We start from the raw sequence: 18246 nt of genomic DNA, 5'->3' as shown, positions 1-18246 counted from the left end.
GGCTAACTAATAGTCATTGTGATTATTCTGCGCAAAGGCGGCTAATAAATGTAAGGCTGAAGAGTAATAATCCGTATCCTTAGTTAAATCGACATTTTCAATTGCTGTTTTCATTGTCAGATCTCTTACCGCCATCATACCTGGCGTTAAGTTATAATCGGCACGCTCTTTACCATCAATACTGATCCACGCAGGCGTCTTATCACGATCAAATTGTTGCCAATAATTCACAAAAGGTTGTAATGCGAGTTTATCTTGTGCCCATGCTAAATAAAGAGGAATGCGAATAGCATCAAAACTAAATCGTGCTGGCCATTTTTCACTCGGGGCAAGATGACCATCAGGGTATAAACTTACCCAATCACTTGGTAATTTATATTTACCAAAACGCATTTTTCTTAATAAGGATTGGCTATCGTTAATTAAATTTTTCCAGCGGCTATCATGACTAACTCGATAGAAATCTTTCCATGCCGGAAAGATAAAATAGGAGGGGTTAATGATAATTTCTTCGGGAGTTTTAAAGCCATTAATTCCCGGTAAGAGTACACTGTAGTTTTCTGTCTTCACTAAAGTGTGTTCAAGGATCGCATGCTGAATAGAATCTGACGCTGAAAGATAGCTTTCATCATGCCATTTTTCCCCAGCCTTTAATAATGCCCAAGCAATTAAAATATCACCATCTGTTGCATTATTAGGATCGGGTGTATGTTGGTTATTTTCGGGTTCATAACGCCATTTAAATAAGCCAAGATCACCACGATACAGCGACATTGCCGTCCAGTGCCATAATTGTGCAAAGGTTTGGCGATCGTCACTCATAACCGCCATTAACATGCCATACCCTTGACCTTCTGAGTGTGAAATATTTTGATTAGCGCTGTCAATGACACGCCCCTCGGGAGTAATGTAACGCGCTTTAAATTGTTGCCATCCAGCTTGGGTTTCTGTCGCTTGTGCCATTGGGGATATCATTAACATCACACTTAGTGTTAGCAAAATACCAAGTCGATGAGTCAATCGAGATAACTGTCTTATGGACATTGTCTCTTTCTCCTTCTTTTGCCGACCGCTAAATGAACTCGGTCGGCATACTACTGATTATTGCAAAATAGCCTCAAAAAATTGTCATCACACTGTTATCGACTTCTTTTAGTGTTGGGCGATTATTGGCCATAGTTTGGGATAATACATCTTTTGCATACAACTCTTGTATCCAAAGAGCGAACTCTTCTTTCAGTTCGCTATTATGTAAACCATACTCAACAAAGGCTTTCATATAACCGAGTTTATTACCACAATCATGAGATTTACCAACTAAGGTGTAAGCTTCGGCAACCTCTTTTTTCAATAAGAGATCAATAGCATCCGTTAATTGGATTTCGCCGCCAACCCCCGCAGGCAACCCATCGAGTAACGGCCAGATTTCTGCAGAGAAAACATAGCGCCCCACCACAGAAAGATTAGAAGGTGCTTGTTCTGGATTAGGTTTTTCCACAATACGACGAATAGGCGCCCAGTTACCTTGTGGGCAAAAAACACCTTGGCAATCAACAATTCCATATTGATGTACTTGAGTGAGAGCGACAGGTTCAACCATAATTTGGCTACGCTCTGTTTTTTGGAAGCGTTTGATCATGGCAGATAAGTTATCATGGCAAGGATCACAGTAGTGAGAATTTAATAGCACATCGGGGAGTAATACAATAAAAGGATTATCACCAATGACAGGGTGAGCACAACAAATGGCATGCCCTAATCCTAATGCTTGCCCTTGGCGAATTTGGATAATTTTTACATTTTCAGGACAAATAGAGCGAACTTCTTTTAATAATTTATTTTTTATTCGTTGCTCTAACATATTCTCTAATTCAAAGCTGGTATCAAAATGATCAGCAATTGAGTTTTTAGATGAATGTGTCACTAAAATAATTTCTTCAACGCCCGCTTGTGCACACTCTTCAACAATATATTGAATTAAAGGACGATCAACTATCGGTAACATTTCTTTTGGAATGGATTTAGTTGCAGGTAACATACGTGTGCCTAATCCAGCGACAGGAATAACAGCTTTCATCATAATATACTCCTCAAATAATTATTTATATAAAAACAATACATTGTTATTAATTGAAAATAATTTTCTTTTATTTTCTTTTCTAAAAAACTCTCTATTTAAAATATAAGTATCCCTCTCCAGATAAGGAGATTTTTATTTATTAATAATGACTTTTATTTGAAATATAGTGTTATTTAATACTCTGAATAAAAACCGTATTTATTTCCTCCTTTCTCTTTTATTGCATAAAGCTGTTTATCTGCTGACTTTAATAGTTCAGATAATGTCTTGCCATCCTTAGGGTATTCAGCAATACCTAAGCTAATAGAAGGAACAATTGTTTTTTCTTTATTGATTTTTATCGGTTTTTCCATTCCTCGCCATAGCGATTCGATGATCTCCAATAACAATAAAGAGCAAGAACGTAATCCAGCAGGGAAAAGTACCGCAAATTCATCGCCACCAAGTCGCCCACAGTAAACCTGCTGGCGTTCTAAGGCTAATAAACGCTGCGCTATCTCACATAAAACATGATCACCAATAGCATGGCCATATTGATCATTAATCGTTTTGAATTTATCACAATCAATAATCCCAAGACAAAAAGATGAAGGTGTCGCAATATTTAATCGCTCCTGTTCAATTTTCTCAATAATACTTAGACGGTTAGCCATTCCAGTTAAAGAGTCAATATAGCATTTAGTTAATAAATCATTTCTTAACTTTACTTTATCCGTGATATCTAAACTTAAAAATGCATAATGAGAAATTAGATTATTTTTATCAAAAATTGGAACGATATTAATATCTTCCCATACTTCTTGTTTATTTTTATTTGGGTGTTTTGCCTCTAATCTTATTACCTCTTTATTATCACTAATGTTAGAAAACACATCTTGATTTTCATCAACTAAATAAAACAAGTTATATCTTTTATTTTTTATACTTTCAAAATTAATATGATTAAATTGGCAGTATTTTTTATTAGCGTAGATAATATTACCTTTTATATCTGTTACTATCATCATAAATACATAATTAGTAAATTGCTTTATTAATAAGTCATTAACAATATTATTATTAATTACTAATTCACTCATTTTTTCCTCCTATGCTTATCAATAAAGCATAGTTTTTATTATTTATTTGATGAACTATTCGCATAACGAAAAATAAAGGCATCTTTTGCATCTGTAGCTTGACGGTGCACATGCATTTTATCATTTCCCCCTTGATGAGTAAGCCAGCCTTCATATAGCCCTTCTAATACACTGGCACTCGCTGCACGCCAATTAGCTTCCTCTTCATTTGCTGAAAAATGTGGCCATGCACAGTGAACTAATAGCAACTCACTCATTGCTGGAGAGATAGTCACAAAGCCCCACTTAAACAGTGTTAAAACTTGATTAATATGTGATTCTAATGACTGGATATTTTCGCTATCAGGTAATGGGTAACGTTGAGCGATATCTTTCCCGATATCTCTTAATTTATTTTCGGCCTGCGTAATATCGTTATCACTAACTATTTGAAAAAATAATAGTTGTGTCAGATCTTGCCAACCGCTTTCAAAAGGTAACTGTAATATATCGCTATCATGTTGGTTCATTACTTATCTCCTTAATTATTTAGATAAAAAGTCTGGGGTGTATTTTAGATATAACCACATATTATCTTCAGCATAATCACCCGATGTATCATGAGATAAGCTGAGCCCTAATTCTGACTCTTTATTTAAATAATATTTAGCATCGAGCCCTAAACGATAGGTAATATTGGTTTCATCTTGCTCTTCATAACGAGATTTAATACGTGAGTCACTCGTATGACGTTTGTTTAACGCATTTTGCATATAAGCATGGGTTGGAAAATAATCACTCCCCTTTTGCTTGTAACTCTGTACCCCTATCGCACCATTTAGCGATACCTCTCCTTTTTCAAAACGACGGGTATAAGCAACAGGCAAAGAGACAGCGACATAATCTTGTGGGCTGAAGTACCCCCCATGCCCTAATGAGAAGTAATTTTGGTTGTTTTTAAAGTTCATATAGTCCACATGAACACCTGCTTTGACTTCTTGTTGCTCATCTTTGTAGAAGTTTGCATAAGAGCCAAGCCAAACTTTTACCTCTTCATTACTTTCAACACTTTTCCCTTGGTAGTTATAGTATCCCCCACCAATATAAGCACCGACTTTGCCATCATCCCATGCATATTGCGCTTTAGCACCATTACGCGTGACCTGTCCCCAGGTTTCTCCCGTTATAGGATCGGTACGTCCCATATAGGAAAGTAAGCTATCTTTAATCGCTCTACGCTCTGCGGTTAATGTTAACTGTCCATTTTGGCCAATTTTTGGTGAGTAAGTCAGTCCACCAACAATAGTGGAACTATCTTTATTCAAAGGTGTTGTTCCAACATCAAAACGTGTATTGTGATCAGATAAAATCAATCCTAATTCAACACCTGAAGCCCGCTGGCTTCCCGCATCATCTGCGTTTATTTTGTTCTTTTCATCATGATTATCACTGTTTTTCGCAAAACGTTCAGCATGCTGCAATTGCCCCGAGCCAAAGCGATTAGCGCGCTCTCCAGAAGCCGTACCGCTGGTGATTGAAACGGGATTAATATTAAATTGCCAGCGCCAATCTTCACCAGGAACACTTGAGATAGCAATCGGTGCCGATATTTCAGTCAAATTTGATAATCCCTTATCACCATTACGATGACGAATAGCAATACCACCTTGTACCCAAGGAGATATCTGCTGCTCTAATTGACGAATGGAGCGTTGAACAGCAACCATCTGTTTATCTACATTTATAGAGCCAGTCATCACACTATTTTCACTCTCTAGTGCCATTAACTGCCCAGCTGCGGTATTCACCGTACCTGTTGTGTTATTTGTCGTTTGCCATTGCGCGCTACGCAATAACGCCAATGCCTGACGATTTTCACCGTTTAATTGCGCTACTTGTGCTGCTTGTAATAGATAAGCAGGCTGTGAAGATGTCGGTATTTGTTGTAACAGTGTTTTGGCTTTACGACCGTCTTTTTGCGCCAAAGCAACTTCAATTTGTGCTTGAAGTAATTTGCTATCGCTTCCTTGCTGTTTTTCAAGGTAAGAGAGAATTTTATTTGACTGCTCTGGCATAGATTGCGCTAAATACACACGACTTAATGCCATTAATAAGTCTGGATCATCAGGACTTACCTTTAATGAGGTGACGAGAGTTTGATAAGCGGCTTTGATTTCACCTTTTTCCCGTAAACTATCCGCTTGCGCAACATTTGTCAGTATAGCTAAACGTTGTTTCTCGGCTGCTGGCGTTTGTTGCTGTAATGCGGGATCATTAATCAAGCTCGAGGCTTGTGCATAACGTCCTAACGCATTAAACACATTGATATGCCCTGCATAATTTCCCACGGAGCCTTTAGTCCCTTTAGCCAGATCATTTTCAATCAATTGCAGTGCTTCATCTTGTACACCACTATTTACCAGTTTTTCAGCTAATTCCCCTACATCATTTGGATAATCAGCCACTTGGTTGATTAAAGGACGTAGCGTATTGCGCATCGCAACGAGATTGCCCGTTTTATAGTAACGCTCAGCTTGTGTCAGTTGACGATAAAAACGCGCTCTCTCTAATAACGCTTTTTCCGCCTCATTTTGTTGAGGTTGATTGTTCAGTAGGCTAAAAACTTTATCCCACTGTTTTTGTTCAACATAAAAGAGAGCTGCAATATAATTGGCATCACGTGTTTGACGACGTTCAAGTTGTAAAATGAGCTGATCCGCTTGCGTTTTATCACCTTCGGCTATCATTAAACGGGCTAAATCAAGGTATACCCAATTATTTTGCGGGTTTTTACGTTGTGCCTGAGTTAATAATTGTCTTGCCTGAGTACGATGACCATTTTCTAACGCCTTTTGCGCATCACGACGTAATCTTTCTGATGGATCAGTATTTGCCGTTAATTTTTGTCGTAAAGATGCGGGTTGTTTTGCTACTAATTGCTCAGCTTGGCTGTTTTTTCCTTGTTGAATAAGCAAGTAGTAATATGCGGAAATAACTTTTTCATTTTGACTATGCTGTTGATATAGTTCAGATAATAGCTGATAAGCAGCAGGTAAATTACCTTGTTTGCGCAATAAATCCGCTTGCAATAAATGTGCTGATAATCCTTTTTCACCCGATGAGCGAGTTAAAGGTAATAATTTATCCAGTGCTTGCTGAGTATTACCTTGCTTAGCTTGTCGTTGCACTTCTCGTAATTGAGAATAAAAACCCGCATCCTCTGCTTGTTGTTTCCATTTTTGCCCTTGTTCCCCCCCTGACTGAGAGGCTTGGTTTAATAACTTTTGTCCGGTTGCCAAATCACCTGAACGTAGAGCCACATAACCTAATCCTGCTAACGCTTGGGCATCTTGACTATCGACCGTTAATGCTTGTTTAAAGTAAGTTGTTGCTTGCTTTAGGTTACCTGTGTTTAACGCTTCATACCCCGCTTGTCGGGCATTACCTTGTATTGCTCCTTGGTAGTGCTGTGCAATGGCTTTATCGTTAGGATTAGTTTGTAGATAAGATTGATACAGCCCTTCATCATCAGGACGTACATTAAGCCATAGTAAGGCTTGTCTTAATCCATTTTTCGCCGTTTCATCACCAGAAATCTTACTTAAAATAGCAATCCCTTCACGACGAGTTTCTTCGTTATAAGTTAATGTTAATCCTAATGCTTTTTGTGTTTCTTTATTATCTGGCATCTGCTGAGCACGTTGTTTTAACCCAGCAATCGCTTGTGGCAACATTGCCGGTATTCCAGCCATAGTTTGATAATATTCAAGTGATAGCGTATCAGGTGGTTCATGTGTGACAAATAAGCGCTGATAGGCTTTTATTGCCTCTTCATGTTGCCCTTTTTGGGCTAATTCTCTCGCGTAACCCAATTGCTGTTCACTAAATTGAGATGAGCGAATATTTTTTAATCCCGCAATACGCGGATCTTGAGGTGCAATCCGTGCCAGTTTTTCACGCCAATAGCTGGCTTGTTTTTCATTTCCTTGTTGCGCAGTAAAAAAAGCCATTAAATACAGCGCATCTTGATTATTATTTTCCATGATCAGCACTTTTTGTAGCGCTTCAATAGCACGTTCATCATGCGCTTTTCCATGCCAGTAATTTGCTTGCTCTATTAACGAGCTGACAATATTCGCATCTGTTGCATTAGCAAGCGTGGAATGGGTAACGCCTAATAAGCAACTGGCATAAATCACTTTAACAATCATATTAAGTGTCTGTTTTTTCATTTTATTCCCCCTATTTATCAACATGACGCTTTGATATTTCACTCAGGCGACGCGTTGAGCGGCGTTGTAACCAGCAATAAACCACGCTCCCTGTTAGCGCACAAAAACCGACTGCCAACATGCCAAGCAAATAGACATGTCTGGTGCAATACCAAAGAAATTGCTGTAATAGAGGCAGGTCTCCCTGTGAAAAATGTTCTCCTAAATGGAAGCTCATCACCGTATCTTGACCACTAATTAAAGTCAGATCCCCTTTAATAGCGGCATTGACATTTGCATGGTTCAAATCACCAATGATGTTTTTAATTGAGTCATTACCTTTTGCAGTCACTAAAACAACCACACGATCTTTAGCCCAAGGAGAGATAAAACTCATCATTCCCCGCCAATCATTTAACAGAGCAAGATAATTTGCCGCATCACTACTTGGTGATAATGGATCACCGGCTAACCAACTTTTAGCTTTATCTATCAATGAGGGAGATTGGATCTCAAGTTGGTTATTTATAAAAGAGAAGGTTTTTTGTGAAAAAGCACTTGGCAAAAAGCCGTTACTACCTAACTCTCCAATCGCCAAGATATCTTTTTGTGCTAACTGATTTTTTTCTAAGTCTTGCGCACCAAGAAAAACAGAAATATAAGAAACAGGTGTACCGGTTGAATAGCCCGATCTCGCCATTAAATTAACTAACGTATATAGCTCTTCAGTTGTGGGGTTTTCTGGCAATAATAATGTGGTTTGAGAAAAATCTGCCCGGCGACTAAATGGGAACGATGCACCTGAAAAATAGGCTAAATTAGGCATTCTGGAATAGTGCCACGTATTTTTGAATTGTAAGGTTGATTGCGGATCAATACGACTAATCAATCCTTGGCCATCCGTTAAAATACAGGGGGCATCATCATACTCATGTAAATCAAAATAGAATTCTAATTGATTTTGACTGTAGATTTGTCGTGGATCTAAATAAAGCGTACTACTTTGCTGTGCACTCTCCATCCCTAACCACTGTCTTAATATTCCTAATGGCTCTGAACGAGAAGGATATAACGCACCAATAAATTGATGGTTTAAAGATGCAATTAACGAAGAGCGACGGCTATTTATTTTATCTGAATGAGGAAAAACATATTGCAGATCTAAAGGTAGCGCATCTCCATCCCACCAAAAGAGATCGGGTGAGACACGAAACGAAAATTGATTAGGAGCATGATTTATTCCTTGGCGAGTAAAATCATCACGACCATGAGCTATCTCACCCAATGTTACGGGATGATTGGTATTTAACCAACGTGGGGCATCATAATCCTGACGCACCGGAATATGTTGAGCAGCAACCGTTAATTGGTCATTTGGTGGTAATTTGCCACTATTTAATGCCCATGCAGCTTGACGTAATGTTTTTTCATCATCACCGCTAATCAGTAATAATTTAAATACGGGATCAACAGGGTTATCGACTATTGTGAGCTGCCCATTTTTTCCTGATGGTAAGGTAATACCTGCAATAGTCTGTCCGGCATAACCAATTAAAACACCATCGCTATCAGGTAGTTGATTCATTAATACAGGTAAATCTATTTGTTTAATATCATGACTAAAACTACCAAACCAAGAAGCAGCAATAGCGGCAGCTGTTACCTGCCCATTATCTGGTTTATCGGCTAAAACAATAGGTAACGAGGTCGCTGTCATTCTGTCAGGATCAAAGAACGGTAGGGGCAGTCGTTCCAAGCTATACCCGCCATTAATCCAACGACCTCGATAATTTAATGATGAATCGGGCGAAATCACCAAACTTAACTCATCAGCTAAAGGAGGAATACACTGCTTTTCATCTAAAGCATCGCGACTGGCAAGGCGAAAACTCAAGTTGTTTATATTGGTCAACATCATTTCAGGGATCTCTAACATATACTCATGTTCTTGCTCACCTTCTTCTAAAGGCAAAAATCCCATAGGTTGACCATTTAGCATCAAATGTAACGTTTGATCGGCTTGCACTAATCCCAATGAAGCTTTCACTTTCATGGTGAGTGTCGCACTATCGATAAACAGATCATTTGCCATACGAAATGTCACGCCGGATAATAAACGTCGACCGGATAATACTATTGGTGATGGACTCCCCATTTGAGCTAATGTTAACTGCTCTTCAATATTACGCGCTTCGGAGAGTGCAACATCATCAAATAGTTGCGTACTTACTGTGGGTTGTAGTGGCGGATGAGTATAAGATGTTGGCTCTGGTAATACTTCACCATCTAGCTCTAGCATTCCTGTTGTCGCATAACAAAAATGAATACTCGCCATGGCAATAACCGTCAGACTTAGTATTGATGTCAGTTTCTTTTTCATACCTAGTCATCCCCATTAATAGATTGCACAGAGAGAGAGATTTTTGCTCTTTTTACCGGTGCTTTTACTTTTTGACGACGACCAAAGAACAACTCAAAAATACAGCCAGTGATAGCACCTAACTCTTTTAATGGTTTGTCTTGATATTGTGTTTGATGAACCCAAGCATCTGCTCGACCAAAGATCACCCGTACTAACTTACGGCGTAGATTTAAATCCATTGGTAAAAAAGCGAGACGTAACTGGCTATTTTCTAAACTGATCATTTCCACAGGAAGCGTAACAACATCACGTTGCGCCATTAACGTAATGCTATTAACGGTACGCTGGCGTAATTCAGCTATTTTATTAATCGCAATACGCACTCCCCCCATAGAAATATCTTCGGTGGTAGTTTGTAATTCAGCGCCATCATCAAAATGTAAAGTGATAGGAAGTGATGCCTTAATGCGGGTATTTTTACGAATTTGGCGTGTTTCTTTACCTACTGCGATCGATGCCAACACAATAAATAAACTATAAGTTGCCCAAACCAAATTCAATACAATGACTAAAGGGTCGATGCCTTGAAAATCATTTAATAAATAACGAATGATGACCCATGAAATACCCATAACTAGAAGCAGTGCAGTAATAATCAAAGGGCGTACCGTTAGATAATCCATATAGCTTTTATCAAGCAAATCGCCTTTATCAGTGACATTAAATTTACCTAATTTAGGCGAGACTAAACTGAGCAATGTAGGCAGTACTAAACTAAATGCCATCACTGTTTCATAGATTTCTCCCCAGAAAGAATAGCGATATTTACCAATATTTCGTGAGTTTACATACACCGACATAATTAAATGTGGTAATGCAAAGGCAAAAATCATACTGGCAGAAGAGGCGATAATATTGAGGTTGAATAACATAAACAGTAAAGGTGCAGTTAAAAAGATAATCCGAGGCAATCCATACTGAAAATGCATCATCGCATTGAGATAACATAACCGCTGAGGAAACGTTAAGCCACGGCCTAACATAGGGTTATCAACACGAAAGATTTGTGTCATTCCTCTAGCCCAACGAATACGTTGATTAACATGTAATGCTAAACGCTCTGTTGCTAGACCTGCAGCTAAAGGAATATCAATAAATGCCGAATTCCAACCTAAACGTTGTAATTTTAATGCCGTATGGGCATCTTCTGTGACTGTCTCAACCGCAATACCACCAATTTCTTCTAGGGCGCTACGACGCATTACCGCACATGAACCACAGAAGAAGGTTGCATTCCAATTATCATTACCTCGTTGAACAGGGCCATAAAAAAGTGCACCTTCGTGAGGGCCGTTTTTGGCGGCACTTAAATTACGTTCAAAAGGATCGGGTGAATAGAAATAGTGTGGTGTTTGCACCAAAGCTAATTTTGGATCTTCAAGGAAATAACCCACCGTTGCCTGTAAAAATATACGGGTAGAGATATGGTCACAATCAAAGACGCAAATAAGCTCACCATCAGTTAATGCCATTGCGTGATTTAGATTACCTGCCTTAGCGTGATCGTGCTCTTCACGCTCAATATAAGTCACACCAACATCATTGGCGAATTGCTTAAACTCTTCACGGCTACCATCATCCAAAAGATAAACTTTCATTTTATCTTTTGGATAATCAATACTTTGTGCGGCTAAAACCGTATCACGCACCACATCTAAACTTTCGTTATATGTGGGTACATAAATATCCACTGTTGGCCATAACGAGATATCTTTTGGTAATGGCGCTATTTTTCTATTTAATGGCCAAGCTGTTTGGAAATAACCTAAAACTAAAATAATCCAAGAGTAGATCTCAGCCAAAAATAATCCTGTACCCAATATCCCTTCAATAGAGGTATTAAAATTAAGTGTGTGGGTTGCTCGCCAATACAGATAACGTGTAGACATTAACAATGATAAAAAAATCATTGTTAATAATCGTTTTTTTGATTTTTTAGAGCCAATAATAAATAACAGCAGAATATTAATTATACCAAATATATATTGTTGTTTAGCACTCATTGGCATAACAATAAGCGAAAACATTGTTATTAATAAAAAAGCTGTTATTAATAGTTTAAATAATTTATGCATAACCCCGTACCTTGCCATTGCTATTATTTTATTTTTTAAGAAAAAATTCATTCTTGGTACGATAGACCAATAAAATTTTTTAAAAAAAGAAAATACCAATAGCTATAAATTGACACAAGTCAATATCATTTATATATAAGAGCTTGTTTAATTAGCTGATGCAATAAATGAAAATATCTTTTGCAATGAGAGCTTTTCATTTACTTGGCACTTATCTGTGGTTTTTTTTTCAAATAACTGATTATCTAGCAAACATTTACTTTGCTTATTAACTCTATTTTTTTCTTTTAATTCCGAGGCTAAATCTTGTGAATAAGAAAGAGAAGTCGCTATATTAGCTGTTTGTTTTTGTCTCTTTTTAACTTTAGATATATTCAAGAACTCTTCATTATCCCCTGATAGAGAGCCTTTATTATCCTGTTGATTTATAACACTATTACCAATATTACAGGCTATATTACCTGTCGTTTGAGAAGAGAAATCTTGAAAAGTAAACCCCTCTTCCTGAAACTTATTTTTTAAATTATCTATATCATCATACATAATATGAACCCTTAAATAATCGCACCTAATACCTTGTCAAACAGTTAAAAACCTCACCAAGATAAGGATACAAAAACAATTAAAATAAGCTTATTTAAAAGCTAACACCTAAGAGTTGCAGGACAACTTTCATTTATTTATACAAACCTAAATCATGCAGAGTAATTTTACTTGTAAAATATTTCATCTAATAAAAAAGACACTGTCTAATTGTAAGTAATGATTATTTAATTTGAATTGTATAATTATTTTAATAGGAAATACAACGCCTTCAAAATAGCTATTTTTCGCTCAGCTTGTATTTTATTTTATCTAACTGTGTATTTTTACTTAATACAATGTTAATGAAAAACACAAAAAAAAAGTCTCTTTTTAACGTAAAAAAGCAGGTTAATTCCCCATCTAATAACGTAATAAAACTAATAACAAATTGTATAAATTTTATAAAAATAAAATCCTGTAATTATTACCTTGTAATATAATTTATTCTAAGAAGAAAAAACATTGAGAAAAGTAATATGAAAAATTTCAGCTACTGATCTTTTTTAAATGTAAAATATGGCTCACAAAGCAAAATGCGATGTTGTTTTTTTGTGTTGATCATCATCAAAAAAAGACACATTTTTATAAGCGAAAAGTGTATTTTTTTCATAGAGTAGCTAACACATTGTCATGCTATAAAAAGAAAATAACTTTATTTATTCAGACCCATTAAGATAATCTAAAAAAAATAACTTAAAAGAGATGATTTAATAACAATATTCTTTATTGTTTATTAATAGGAAAAACAACTATCATTAACCATAAAATCAGGATAATTAACCAAGATTATATTTTACGTATTAAATAATATTGTTAATAATACTTAATAAAAAGAATAAATATACTAGATACGAATACATTAATTAACTTTAACACTATAATAACAATAAATTTTTAACCGACTGATTTATAATAAATAATGCACACCTTGTAGATACTATTACTATATACACGTATTAATACGTATATTTTTGTTTTTTAATATCATTAAATAGCACTTAACTACGTTTTTATACTAATAAAAATACATCAAATAACAACCATCTATTTTAGATATAATGTTAACGATAACACTTTCAAAACCACTCCTTTTAAGAGTATTCCTATCATATTAATCCATATTTTCTTTATTAAAATCTAAAAACTAGTCATTTTATGATAGTTTTTTCTATTAAAAATGGGGTTAGAAAAAACGTTTCACCTCCTGACAAGATCACAAAATGCGCTTATCTACGATTGTTTCTATGCTATCTTTAATAAATAGTGATAAATCTTATAATCTGTGGAAGTAATAGACAGAGAAAAAACGCGTTAACTGAAGTGATGACCATTAAGCACCATAGCTTCTTCTCTATTTAATTAAGCTACGGATTACATTTACAGGATAACTAAGAGACTGATATGTATTATGGTTTTGATATGGGCGGCACAAAAATCGAGCTCGCCGTTTTTGATAAAGATCTTACTCAAGTATGGCAAAAACGTGTACCAACGCCAAAGAATGATTATCAAGCTCTATTAAATGTTTTTAAAACACTCACTTTAGAAGCTGATAATGATTTAGGCTGTAAAGGAAAAATAGGTATCGGTGTTCCTGGCATCGTCAACGCAAAAGAAGGAACTGTATTTACCACCAACGTGCCTGCTGCCAAATATAAACCGATGATCCACGATCTGGCTAATATTCTTGAACGCCCCGTCAAAGTTGAGAATGATGCTAACTGTTTTGCCTTATCAGAAGCATGGGATCCTGAATTTCGTCATTATCCTTCAGTACTGGGTTTAATATTAGGTACGGGTGTTGGCGGTGGTTTTGTCATTGATGGCAAAGTACTCTCTGGTAAAAATGGTATTGCCGGTGAAATAGGTCACATGAATCTTAATGTAGATGCTGATAATGTGATTGGTGAGACCATGCCAAAAATATTGTGTGGTTGTGGTAGAAAAGCCTGCTTTGAGACTTATTTATCTGGTCGTGGTTTTGAACGTATGTATAAAGCCTTTAATGGCTCACCACAAAGAGCGGTAGATATCGTTGCACAATATTATCAAGGTGATGAACAGACCCAACAGCATGTTGACCGCTATATGAAAGTATTAGCCATTTACCTTAGCAATATTCTGACTGTACTTGACCCACATTTAATTGTCATTGGTGGCGGTTTATCGCAATTTGACGCACTGTATACCCTATTACCCGATTATCTCTCACATTGCGTATACGGTAATACGCAAATTCCAACAATAGAAAAAGCACGTTATGGTGATGCGGGTGGAGCAAGAGGTGCTGCCTGCTTAAATTTATTAGACTGAATATAATAGAAGAAGAGCCATCTAACAGAAAGGCTCTTCTCTTTACAGTAGATTCATAAATAAAGGTCATCACCTACAATAAAGGCTTATCGTTATGGATCGTCTCTGGCTAAAAAGAAGAATTTATATTCTCAGTGGTTTAACTATCCTTCTTTTCTTATTACAAATTATAGGGAGCCTCTTCCCAGTCCATCTTCTTCAATATGGTATTATTCCAAGAAGCAGCGAAGGTTTATTCGGTATCTTTATTTCACCTTTTATTCATGGCTCATGGTCTCACCTTTTTAGTAATTTATTACCTTTTCTTATACTTAGCTTTTTATTGATGACACAGTCATTACGAGAATATTGCTATTCAAGTATTTTTATCATTATCATCAGTGGGTTATTAGTTTGGTTGTTTGGGCGTAACGCTATTCATGTCGGTGCAAGTGGGTGGATCTTTGGATTATGGTCACTGCTAATTGCCCATGCTTTTACTCGCCATAAAATTATCGATATCGTCATCGCCTTATTTGTGCTGTTTTATTATGGCTCTATGGCTTATGGATTAATCCCCGGGCAATTAGGGGTTTCTACAGAATCACATATCGCAGGCGTTATCTCTGGGTTGCTTTATGCTTGGTGTGCAAGAAAAATCATTCGTCGGAAAAGCCGTGTAGTAGAAATAATAAAATGAAATAATTACACCATCATTTATCAATAACAAGTTGATAAAATTGATATATTAATACCAATATTTACTTTAATATGCATTTTTATAGGAAGAATTGAACTAGAATTAATCTATCTCTAAGTGAATGTTTAAACCAATAAGCGAGCCTATTATGAAAAAAATACTAGTTTTATTAATTGGTAGTACATTGGCTTTTGCATCTCAAGCCAATTCAAACCAACAAAATAGCGGTGGTTTTGTTGCCCCACAAAGCGCTATCACCACCACAGAGCAAGGTGGATTTAAAGGTCCTTCAATTAGCGAAACCACCGTTGCTAAAGCAAAAACACTTTCAGATGATACTTGGGTTATCTTAACAGGCAAAATCACCAAAAAAATTGGTGATGAGCTTTATGTTTTTGAAGACACAACAGGTGCTATTAATGTTGAAATAGACCAAAAAAGATGGCGTGGTCAAACCGTTACGCCTGAGAATACCGTAAAAATTGAAGGTAAGATCGATAAAGAGTGGACAAGTACTGAAATCGATGTAAAACAACTGAGCATTGTTAAATAACTATACTCTTTAAAAAGACACATAAAGATTAAAACATTATGTGTCTTTTTATTTATTCCCTTCTTTTATCCTTATCCATTGATGCTTCCTTCATCAATTTACCATTGAACTATGAACAATATAGCGCCACCATTTTATTGTTATCTCCGCCACAAAAGCTTTTTTGATTGTTTTTATTTTAAGTAAGAAAAAATACTTAAATTACGTAATTATTAAATATTTTTTATAAAAAAACAAAACGCATCAAAAAATGACGGCTATAATTTGATAAATTACTATACCGCCATAGGAGGATGTATGTTTAAAAAATATTTATTAGCAATTTCTTTATTAGCATTATCCAGCGGTACTACTTTAGCAGCTAACCCTATTGCTAAATTAAAAATAACAGGAAGGATCAAGCCTCCGACTTGTACTATCAATAATGAAGAGCAAGAAGCCACAATCATCTACAACTTTGATATCACTCCAGGTCTTTTCCCTGAAAAGGGTGACTTAAAGTTAGCAGGTCAATCAAAAAACATTGTTATTTCTTGTGATTCAAGTACTTATTTAGCTTTTGTTGCAACAGATAATAGATTAGGAACACAGAGCCAAGAAAGTGAAGCCTTCTTTGGTTTAGGTCACTATCAATTTAAAAATAAAGATGATGGAAAAAATGCAGAAACAAAAGTAGGCTATTACACCATCAATATCAGCAATGCCACTGTCAAAAAAGAAGATGGTAGTAAGTTTGAAAAAGCTTATATCAAATCTAACAACGCCACGACATCAGTTCCTAATACATTAATTCATAAACAAAGTGAGTATGGTTGGGCTTTGCCTGGTAAGACATCTGTTGCAGGAAAATCTTTTGCTGCTGACTTTGAAGTCAAACCCGTCATTAATAGCCAAATGAAAAAAATCGAAGGCGAAGCTGAATTAGATGGCTTAGCCACTTTGACATTTCAATTTGGTATTTAATATTAATAAAGTGTAAGGTATTTAACAATTACCTTACACTTTTTATTATATGTTTTTTCATTCATTATAATAAGACTCGTATTTAAATACTCAAACAAAGAAAGTAATTTATTAATTATCTTATTTTGATTTAAACAACATTTAATGACTATCTTATTAAGATTAAAATATTTAATTCTTATCTTTTTTATGCATTTAAAGTTTATTTAATTATAAATACTATTTTTTATTTTTTATCAGCGTATAATTATTTGTAAGGTATTCTTATTAAGATAATAATATAAATAAGCAACTTAAAAAGTTGAGAGCATTTTATTATTTTTGAAAAATAAAGTGCATTAAAAAGGTATATATGTATCGAATTAAGATATATATACTTCCACTGGAGGATGTATGTTTAAAAAAAGTTTATTAGCTGTTTCTTTACTTGCTCTAACAAGTAGTGTTGCCTTTGCTGCTACACCTACTGCTAAACTAAAAGTTATCGGTACTATTCAAGCCCCTACTTGTACAGTTAATGGGGAAACAAGTGAGACTACTGTTGAATATAAATTCGATGTTAGCCCAGGCCTTTTCCCAGCAAAAGGTAATCTAACATTAGAACCAATTTCACACAACATTACTGTTACTTGTGATGCTAGAACCTATTTAGCTTTTGTTCCTACAGATGATAGAGCAGGTTCAGAATTAGAAGCAAATGCGGCTAACTTTGGTTTAGGTACACACCACGAAACAAACAAAGAGGGTGAAGCTGTAGATACTAAAGTAGGTTTCTATGGTATTACCATGAAAAATGCGACAGTAAAACCAACTGCTGATGCAGAAGAAGCTAAAGTTTCTGTATTCTACAATGGTGCTGTAAACAGTTCTCAAAGTCTTCAAAAAGAAAAAGTGTTTGCGTGGGCTAAAAGCTCTAGCGATTTCTCTGCCGGTGAAGTATTTGCAGCTGATTTCGAAATCAAACCAACTATCAATAGTGAACTAAAAAATAGCGGAGGTGAACCTAAATTAGATGGTTTAGCAACTCTTGCTTTCCAATTTGGTATCTAATTTAATTAAATTAATCTAAATTAATTTAAAATAGAATGTAAGAAATTAAACTAATTTCTTACATTCTTATTTTCCACAAAAACAACCTTCTCGATAATATCAAAAAAAAAACCATCAAGAAAAAAACCTATATTTTAGGTATAAAATATAGAAACTCCATCAAATAAAGAAAATCATTTTCTGATAAATTATATTATATTTAATCTTTTGTTAAATTATTAATGCGAAAAATTTAACCAAGGGTGTTAATATTTATA

General features: G+C 35.6%; 13 protein-coding genes. 5 read left to right on the top strand and 8 right to left on the bottom strand.

Translation table 11 applies throughout. From position 1 onward, the window contains the following. Window positions 1-6: 6 nt before the first annotated feature. The 8 genes from ACYUCW_RS14795 to ACYUCW_RS14760 form a co-directional block, all read right to left on the bottom strand. Window positions 7-1044: a glycosyl hydrolase family 8 gene (locus ACYUCW_RS14795; RefSeq protein WP_060555791.1), complete on the bottom strand. Its 1038-nt coding sequence runs from the start codon at window positions 1042-1044 to the stop codon at window positions 7-9. Window positions 1045-1117: 73 nt separating this feature from the next. Next, entirely contained in the window at window positions 1118-2080 is a 963-nt protein-coding gene (gene galU / locus ACYUCW_RS14790; RefSeq protein WP_017628731.1) for a UTP--glucose-1-phosphate uridylyltransferase GalU, read from the bottom strand. A gap of 173 nt (window positions 2081-2253) precedes the next feature. Further along, on the bottom strand, window positions 2254-3159 hold the full coding sequence (locus ACYUCW_RS14785) for a sensor domain-containing diguanylate cyclase (protein ID WP_060555790.1): 906 nt from the start codon (window positions 3157-3159) through the stop codon (window positions 2254-2256). A gap of 38 nt (window positions 3160-3197) precedes the next feature. Continuing rightward, entirely contained in the window at window positions 3198-3668 is a 471-nt protein-coding gene (gene bcsD / locus ACYUCW_RS14780) for a cellulose biosynthesis protein BcsD (RefSeq protein ID WP_017628733.1), read from the bottom strand. A 15-nt stretch (window positions 3669-3683) separates the two neighbouring features. Further along, a complete protein-coding gene (locus ACYUCW_RS14775; RefSeq protein ID WP_460408898.1) occupies window positions 3684-7370 on the bottom strand; it encodes a cellulose biosynthesis protein BcsC in 3687 nt (1228 codons plus the stop codon). A gap of 10 nt (window positions 7371-7380) precedes the next feature. After that, window positions 7381-9729, bottom strand: coding sequence for a cellulose biosynthesis cyclic di-GMP-binding regulatory protein BcsB (bcsB, locus tag ACYUCW_RS14770; RefSeq protein WP_049210445.1), 2349 nt, complete (start codon window positions 9727-9729; stop codon window positions 7381-7383). A gap of 2 nt (window positions 9730-9731) precedes the next feature. Next, entirely contained in the window at window positions 9732-11846 is a 2115-nt protein-coding gene (gene bcsA, locus ACYUCW_RS14765) for a UDP-forming cellulose synthase catalytic subunit (protein ID WP_460408895.1), read from the bottom strand. 147 nt (window positions 11847-11993) lie between these two features. Then, window positions 11994-12389 (bottom strand): hypothetical protein, encoded by a 396-nt coding sequence (locus ACYUCW_RS14760; RefSeq protein WP_004249796.1) that lies wholly within the window; start codon window positions 12387-12389, stop codon window positions 11994-11996. 1443 nt (window positions 12390-13832) lie between these two features. Here ACYUCW_RS14760 and nagK point away from each other — a divergent pair. The 5 genes from nagK (at window position 13833) to ACYUCW_RS14735 (ending at window position 17989) form a co-directional block, all read left to right on the top strand. Beyond that, a complete protein-coding gene (gene nagK / locus ACYUCW_RS14755; protein WP_004246555.1) occupies window positions 13833-14744 on the top strand; it encodes an N-acetylglucosamine kinase in 912 nt (303 codons plus the stop codon). Window positions 14745-14838: 94 nt separating this feature from the next. Further along, complete coding sequence (locus tag ACYUCW_RS14750; protein ID WP_004246556.1) at window positions 14839-15423, top strand: rhomboid family intramembrane serine protease; 585 nt, start codon at window positions 14839-14841, stop codon at window positions 15421-15423. A 148-nt stretch (window positions 15424-15571) separates the two neighbouring features. Continuing rightward, entirely contained in the window at window positions 15572-15976 is a 405-nt protein-coding gene (locus tag ACYUCW_RS14745; protein WP_004249797.1) for a YgiW/YdeI family stress tolerance OB fold protein, read from the top strand. Between the two features lie 297 nt (window positions 15977-16273). Then, on the top strand, window positions 16274-16939 hold the full coding sequence (locus ACYUCW_RS14740) for a fimbrial protein (RefSeq protein WP_004246559.1): 666 nt from the start codon (window positions 16274-16276) through the stop codon (window positions 16937-16939). Window positions 16940-17332: 393 nt separating this feature from the next. Next, on the top strand, window positions 17333-17989 hold the full coding sequence (locus ACYUCW_RS14735) for a DUF1120 domain-containing protein (protein WP_004246560.1): 657 nt from the start codon (window positions 17333-17335) through the stop codon (window positions 17987-17989). Window positions 17990-18246 lie beyond the last annotated feature (257 nt).

The sequence above is a fragment of the Proteus sp. MB838 genome (genome assembly GCF_054767435.1).
The sequence above is the reverse complement of the archived record's forward strand: the minus strand, read 5'-3'. Positions and strand labels throughout refer to the sequence as shown.

What these genes read in the sequence shown, in the direction of transcription:
- ACYUCW_RS14795 (WP_060555791.1), bottom strand. Translation starts at nt 1,044, where the DNA reads ATGTCCATAAGACAGTTATCTCGATTGACTCATCGACTTGGTATTTTG.
- ACYUCW_RS14785 (WP_060555790.1), bottom strand. Translation starts at nt 3,159, where the DNA reads ATGAGTGAATTAGTAATTAATAATAATATTGTTAATGACTTATTAATA.
- bcsB (WP_049210445.1), bottom strand. Translation starts at nt 9,729, where the DNA reads ATGAAAAAGAAACTGACATCAATACTAAGTCTGACGGTTATTGCCATG.
- ACYUCW_RS14750 (WP_004246556.1), top strand. Translation starts at nt 14,839, where the DNA reads ATGGATCGTCTCTGGCTAAAAAGAAGAATTTATATTCTCAGTGGTTTA.
- ACYUCW_RS14745 (WP_004249797.1), top strand. Translation starts at nt 15,572, where the DNA reads ATGAAAAAAATACTAGTTTTATTAATTGGTAGTACATTGGCTTTTGCA.
- nagK (WP_004246555.1), top strand. Translation starts at nt 13,833, where the DNA reads ATGTATTATGGTTTTGATATGGGCGGCACAAAAATCGAGCTCGCCGTT.
- bcsD (WP_017628733.1), bottom strand. Translation starts at nt 3,668, where the DNA reads ATGAACCAACATGATAGCGATATATTACAGTTACCTTTTGAAAGCGGT.
- ACYUCW_RS14775 (WP_460408898.1), bottom strand. Translation starts at nt 7,370, where the DNA reads ATGAAAAAACAGACACTTAATATGATTGTTAAAGTGATTTATGCCAGT.
- ACYUCW_RS14760 (WP_004249796.1), bottom strand. Translation starts at nt 12,389, where the DNA reads ATGTATGATGATATAGATAATTTAAAAAATAAGTTTCAGGAAGAGGGG.
- ACYUCW_RS14740 (WP_004246559.1), top strand. Translation starts at nt 16,274, where the DNA reads ATGTTTAAAAAATATTTATTAGCAATTTCTTTATTAGCATTATCCAGC.
- galU (WP_017628731.1), bottom strand. Translation starts at nt 2,080, where the DNA reads ATGATGAAAGCTGTTATTCCTGTCGCTGGATTAGGCACACGTATGTTA.
- bcsA (WP_460408895.1), bottom strand. Translation starts at nt 11,846, where the DNA reads ATGCATAAATTATTTAAACTATTAATAACAGCTTTTTTATTAATAACA.
- ACYUCW_RS14735 (WP_004246560.1), top strand. Translation starts at nt 17,333, where the DNA reads ATGTTTAAAAAAAGTTTATTAGCTGTTTCTTTACTTGCTCTAACAAGT.